General features: G+C 41.9%; 6 protein-coding genes. 2 read left to right on the forward strand and 4 right to left on the reverse strand.

The features are described from left to right. Positions 1-45: 45 nt before the first annotated feature. On the forward strand, positions 46-723 hold the full coding sequence (locus QT994_RS13045) for a uracil-DNA glycosylase (protein ID WP_333046025.1): 678 nt from the start codon (positions 46-48) through the stop codon (positions 721-723). Positions 724-996: 273 nt separating this feature from the next. Here QT994_RS13045 and QT994_RS13050 read toward each other — a convergent pair whose 3' ends face one another. The 4 genes from QT994_RS13050 to QT994_RS27830 form a co-directional block, all read right to left on the reverse strand. After that, entirely contained in the window at positions 997-2,316 is a 1,320-nt protein-coding gene (locus tag QT994_RS13050) for an IS4 family transposase (protein WP_333175082.1), read from the reverse strand. Positions 2,317-3,047: 731 nt separating this feature from the next. Beyond that, on the reverse strand, positions 3,048-3,257 hold the full coding sequence (locus QT994_RS27820; RefSeq protein ID WP_445243902.1) for a hypothetical protein: 210 nt from the start codon (positions 3,255-3,257) through the stop codon (positions 3,048-3,050). A gap of 210 nt (positions 3,258-3,467) precedes the next feature. After that, the gene (locus QT994_RS27825; RefSeq protein WP_445243903.1) at positions 3,468-3,539 is read right to left on the reverse strand and encodes an IS1/IS1595 family N-terminal zinc-binding domain-containing protein; all 72 of its coding nucleotides are present in this window, start codon (positions 3,537-3,539) and stop codon (positions 3,468-3,470) included. A gap of 174 nt (positions 3,540-3,713) precedes the next feature. Continuing rightward, the gene (locus QT994_RS27830; RefSeq protein ID WP_445243900.1) at positions 3,714-3,818 is read right to left on the reverse strand and encodes an IS1/IS1595 family N-terminal zinc-binding domain-containing protein; all 105 of its coding nucleotides are present in this window, start codon (positions 3,816-3,818) and stop codon (positions 3,714-3,716) included. A gap of 728 nt (positions 3,819-4,546) precedes the next feature. Between QT994_RS27830 and QT994_RS13055 the strand changes: the two genes are divergently transcribed. Beyond that, positions 4,547-6,107 (forward strand): DUF4347 domain-containing protein (locus tag QT994_RS13055; RefSeq protein WP_333175080.1); only part of this gene is annotated, 1,561 nt, incomplete at its 3' end.

Genomic DNA, 6,107 nt, shown 5'->3' on the forward strand with positions numbered 1-6,107 from the left:
ACTATAAACTCTAGACTCAAAAAAATCTCCCTAATTGTAAAATTTATGTCCAGCGACTTGCAACTGAGCCTTTTTGACAACAATCAAAGTGCCACTTTCCAAACTGACTCAATACCAGCAAATGCCAAAATTCCCATTCCTCCCGGCACTTATCAAAATATGGAACAAATCGGCGAGCACTGCAACCGCTGTCACCGCTGCGAATTAGGCAATACGCGCACTCACGCTGTCATCGGGCGCGGCAATCCTCAAGCCTCAATTTTGATTGTGGGAGAAGCGCCCGGACAAAACGAAGACGAAACTGGATTGCCCTTCGTCGGGCGATCGGGCAAACTCTTAGATAAAATTTTAGAATCCGTGGGATTGAGTGCAGAAACCGACGTATTTATTGCCAACGTCATTAAATGTCGCCCTCCCAACAACCGCCCTCCGACAGCAAAAGAAATCGAAGCTTGCAAACCATACTTGCTCGAACAAATTCGCATCTTAGACCCCAAAATTATTTTATTAACCGGTGCAACAGCCCTCAAAGGTTTGTTAAGCGACAAGCGGCCCATTAGTAAAATTAGAGGTCAATGGATTGAATGGGAAAATCGTTTGTGTATGCCGATTTTCCACCCGTCTTACTTGCTGCGAAACCCCTCCCGAGAACCGGAGACTCCGAAATGGTATATGTGGCAAGATATGCAGGCAATAAAAGCTAAACTGGATGAATTAAAATAGCAATTGTAATAATTTTTTGTTTGTGCTTTGTATGGGCGGGTTTCACCAACTATAATGGCCGAAAACAGATAATCTCATAAACCCGCCCCCACCCCACGGTAAATCCCTCAACAGAAAATTCGTGAATTTTCTGATACGTCTGTCAGGAACAGGCAAGATGCCTGTTCCACAATAAAAATTTGGTAGTCAAGCACAGTAATGATATCGTGTTCTTCTGCAAAAATTATAGTAATGTACAAAGTTTAAAATTGCCCCAATATCATTGGTAACAAGTTAAGCTTGTATGGCAGTTGTCAAGGGGGTTTGAGAAGATGTCTCAAAGAAAAATTGGTTCTGACCTCGCTGTCGATCGGGGAAAGGTGCAACAATTAACTTAACATTAGGCTTTCGTTGAGATTTAACAATACCTAAATCTCGATTTTCAGGGGCGGAAAAATACTTTTGAGGGTCAGTTGCCTTACCTTGTTGGCGGGCTACATAAAAATGGTAAAGACCCCGGTAAATCATTTCTAATGAAATCGAATCTATTGGTAAAGAGAGTTGGTCAGCAACTGCATCACCTAAATCAACCAAGATTGCATAGAATATCCAAGTTCCCCAAATTTGAAGCTGAATCCCGTTGAGAGAACCCGCCCACAAATAACTTAATCCCAACAGCCTTTTTACGGTATTGAAAGCTTCTTCAATTCTCCAACGCCTGCGATATAAATCTGCCACAACGTAGGGTGGTAAAACTTGAGGTTCAAGTACGCTTGTTAAATAAGAATGCCAGGTTTTACCCGAACGAACTTCAATCAGACGTAAGGTAATAAATGGAGTCTTTGCAGTTCCCGAACCCAAGCGTACCAGACTATCTTTCAGGTCGTAACTTTTGGTAAATACTTGCTTTACTTGAATTGCTGCTCCTTTTTTTAAACGAGTAATTAAGTGAATATCTCGTTCAATTAATTGGAGCCAAAAGCTAAAATGATAAAATCCTCTATCCAGTAATAGTAAGGTTTTATATGGCACTAATTGCAGAATTTTTTCTTCAAGCTTAACATCAGAAGCTCTCGGGTTTTCCAGAAACCAAATATCAACAGGCAGCCGAGTCATTAAATCTATGACTGTTGCCATTTTTCCTGCTAACTGCCCTTTTGGTATATCTTCTAGGCTTTTGAGCTTGCAAAATAATGCTTCGAGCGTTGAACTATCTACTATCCAAATTCTCGAAAATTTGGTTAAGGCAAATTGAATGCTTTCTGGTAAAGGTCGTTGATTTCTCGGATACCAAATAGTTCTTAAACTTGGCAATAATTTTTTGAAGACTCCCTCAAATAATGTGGCGGGAAAACTTAGAAATCTTTGAGACATAGCTTGTTGAGTGACTGTCGTAGGTCGGCACCATAAAAAACCTTCTCTTGCCAGCATTCTTGTGAGTTCTGTTACTCCAGCTACGTCTCGCCACAGCAAAGTTAATACTGCTGCTACCATCAACGGTAGGTTAAGAATTCTCCCTCGTAAACCTAGTTGACGGTAGTAATTTTCTTGTGAGGTGATGGCTGGTGTTAGTAATGCCGATAGTTGCGAGGCAATCGTCTCATCTTCCACCATCGGTCTTGCCGTTTTTTTGGCGTGGTCACGGTTGGTTTTTTGATTCTTGGCCATATTTATTGACCTACACAATCGCTCAATTATTTGTCAATTATATCGTTCGATCGTACCAACGCTCGCAATCGTTCGTGCTCGCCCCAATGCTGCCGTGCACTGGCGGTGCAACTATTATCGATCGTCCGCCATTATTATCCCTCTTTTGTCACTTTCGGCAGGAAATAATCTGGGATGGTTATAGCATAAGACTTTTACCAAAAACCTTGATTTGGGCCATTCTGTTAGAAAATAAATGCTCAAATCCTTGATCTATCTACAGTTGAAAATTTTGGTCTCATTTTTAATTTCCCAGAGTGACAAAAGAGGGTTATTGATCGCCCGCCATTATTCTCGATCGCCCGCCATTATTATTGATCGCAATGCCACACCAATCGAGCCAACAACTTATTAATAATGATAATCACGCCAAGAGTGGGAGAGTCCGCCGCAGGCAGACTCTCCCACTCTTACCCCTTGTTTGATTATCATTATTATCCCATGATATTTATGCACAAAGGGGTATTGACAAAATCTACTCCTTTCTAACTTGTCACCAATGCCCCAATATGGTGAGAGCAGTTTTTTTGAGAAAGACAAGGTTTTACGAATCAAACGAGAAATTAGCTGCCGTAAAGTATTATTAAGTCTTTCAATCTAACTGGTTTTTCCCGATTCTTTACCTACAGATCAATGTCTTATAAAATGTAGCACTTCTTAAGAAGATTCCCAAAAATCAGTATAACAAACAGCACATTGTCTATAGACAGGAGGTAAAGATTTCTAGAGCTCTTCGGCAGATTTTTTGAGCGGTCTCCAATATAAAGTCCAACAATTTTACGGGTATTTTGATCTAAAGGTATCCAGAGCCATTGCTTTTTTCGCTGGTTTTTGACAAATGACCACATTTCATCTAGCTGTAAAGTCAATTAATTTTTCGTTTTTTTTATCACCAAAATTGCCCCCAAAATTTCGGCATATTTTTATTTACATAATTCTGCCGCTATCGAATGGATACCCCCGTAGCTCTAGCAATTCCGGCTCAAGAAAGTTTTTCTAAAATCAGCGGCTCAATTAAGGATTTAGTAGAGGAGTGAAATCTGCTTATATTGAGATTTTTAATCTGACTGATGACTACAAGTTTTACATTTAAATCGCTGTTTCCCGTAATAAGTCTTTCCATTTTTAATAAACTAATCGCTTTGACAATTAGGACATTCCATAGATTTTTATTTACATAACTCTGGAGCAATCGAATGGATACCCCCGTAGCTCTAGCAATTCCGGCTCAAGATATTTTTTCTAAAATAAGCCGCTCAATTAAGGATTTAGTAGAGGAGTGAAATCTGCTTATATTGAGATGTTCAATCTGACTGATGACTACAAGTTTTACCTTTAAATCGCTCTTTACCGTAAGAAGTCTTTCCCTTTTTAATAAAATAATCGCTTTGACAATTAGGACATTCCATAGTTTTACCTCGGAAATTTATGTGGATTTAATATTAAAACATTACTGTGCATCATTACCCGAATGACTAATCGCTATCGAGGTTTGAAGCACGGGCCTAGATTTAGATTCTTTTTTGAAAGTGGTATCAGCGGTAGGATATCGGATCTATCTGTAATTGCGCGTTTGCCGGAAGTAAGGGAAAACACGCAGATATAAATTCCGTGCGATCGCGGATGGCATTGCTGCAGAAATAGGGGAAACTGATAGATAGGTTAAATAAAAATGAGCGAAACAAACAAGGTCGCTGGCAATTTCAGAAGCTCTGAATCCAAGGCTGTATCTACCGCTAAACTCACTTTTGGATGACGCAATATGTTGACTTTTTTAAGGTAAACGGCTCGCGCCTCGGAATACGCAAATTCCCCATCCAAAAGCTTTCTATTCAAAGACTCCAGCATCAATGAAGGTGAATATTTTGTTTCCAGAATTTGGGCTGGGGAATCTCACTGCATCGATAAAATTACCTCGGCACTTCAAAAATATGGCTCTATTCTTAGAGAGATTGACAATGTTCGCACAACTTCTGACGGTCGCTCGGGCTAACTGCAATTAGGCTCTGTTCTCCTCAGTTAAGATTACCTCGATTCATACAAAAGTCAATTACCAAAATCGCATAGTTATCAAATAAACTTAATGAGATAACTCCGGGGTGTATCTACTAATAATGCCCTTAATGGAGTCTCCAATATGAGTTCTACATTCGCTCAAGTTAACTCACAATCTTCTTTTGAAAAACGGCCAGTGCGCTCCTTAGTCTTCATTGACTCCGGCGTGGAAGATTACGAGTCAATTACAGCGGGAGTGCTGCCGGGACAGCATGTAGTAATACTCCATCGCACCAAAAACGGCATCGAACAAATCACCTCCGAGATGGAAAAATACGCCTCTAATAAGGGGGCGATAGACTCAGTTCACATTTTTTCTCACGGCAATTCTGGTAGCTTGCAGCTAGGTTCTGCGACGTTAAATGCGGGTAATTTGCCCCAATATGAAAGCCAGTTGCAAGAGTGGCGAAACGCGCTGAGCGACAAAGCAGATATTGTGCTTTACGGTTGCGATGTTGCTGCGGGTTCGGGGAGCGATTTTGTCGATCGCCTGGGCGAGTTAACCGGGGCTGATATTGCGGCATCTAGCGATCGCACTGGCTACGGTGGTAACTGGAATTTGGAGTTTGCCAAAGGTGATATTGAAGCACCGCTAGCCTTGACTCCAGAGGCAATGGCGGATTACCGAGGGACTTTAGGAACTATTACCGTTACTAACACTAATGATAGCGGACCGGGTTCCTTGAGAAGTGCGATCGCCTCCGCAGCAGCCGGCGATACCATTCAATTTGCTTCCACTCTTGCCAGCCAAACAATTACTCTCACTTCTGGTCAACTTGTCATCAACAAAAACTTGACAATTGATGCAGTTGGTGTAGCTAATTTAACCATCAGTGGCAACAATACTTCGCGGGTCATCCTCACCGAAGCTTTAACCAATGTTACTCTAAAAAACCTGATTGTTGCCAACGGCAAAGTTTCTGGTACTGACCCAAATAATCAGACAACTAGCGCCGGTGGTGGCATTCAAACAGGAAGTAGCAGCACTTTAACTTTAGAAAATTGCCAAGTCAATAATAATGTTGCCGGTTTTGGTGGCGGCATTTATACAGGCTTCAAGAGTACCACCAATGTGACAAATAGTACCTTTGATGGTAACGATGGGCGATCGGCTAACAGCGAACGAGGTGGCGGGGCGATCGCCACGAAAAGCGGGGGTTCTCTCACCGTCAAAGGCTCTACTTTTACTAACAACAAAGGTATTAACGGTGGGGCAATTAACCACCTTTTAGGCAACCTAACCGTCGAAAATTCTACTTTTTTAAATAACGATTCTACTGCCGGGGCAGCCGGAGCAAATACCAGTGGTTATGGCGGTGCAATTTACACCGACGGTGCTAATGCTTCCGGTACAAACAGTACACCTGGACCTGTCGGTGGTACGATCGCCATTCGGAACAGTCGCTTTGAGGGCAACAAAGGCGCAGGGCAAGGCGGCGGGATGTTTCTCTTTGTATATCCCCCAGACAAAATCATTGTTGAAGGCAGTACAATAGTCAACAATCAAGTCGTCAAAAGCAGCAACGGCGATGCTTTAGGCGGCGGCTTACGAATTGGTAACGGCGAATTCACAATCAGCAACACTACTTTTTCTAACAATTTAGCGCCGAGTCAAGGCGGTGCTTTATGGGTGGGAGAAAAAT

This window comes from Microcoleus sp. S13_B4 (genome assembly GCF_036700885.1).
Lineage (GTDB): Bacteria > Cyanobacteriota > Cyanobacteriia > Cyanobacteriales > Microcoleaceae > Microcoleus.

Excerpts from the sequence above, each read along its gene's own strand:
- QT994_RS13045 (WP_333046025.1), top strand. The coding sequence starts at position 46 with ATGTCCAGCGACTTGCAACTGAGCCTTTTTGACAACAATCAAAGTGCC.
- QT994_RS13050 (WP_333175082.1), bottom strand. The coding sequence starts at position 2,316 with ATGGTGGAAGATGAGACGATTGCCTCGCAACTATCGGCATTACTAACA.
- QT994_RS27820 (WP_445243902.1), bottom strand. The coding sequence starts at position 3,257 with ATGTGGTCATTTGTCAAAAACCAGCGAAAAAAGCAATGGCTCTGGATA.
- QT994_RS27830 (WP_445243900.1), bottom strand. The coding sequence starts at position 3,818 with ATGGAATGTCCTAATTGTCAAAGCGATTATTTTATTAAAAAGGGAAAG.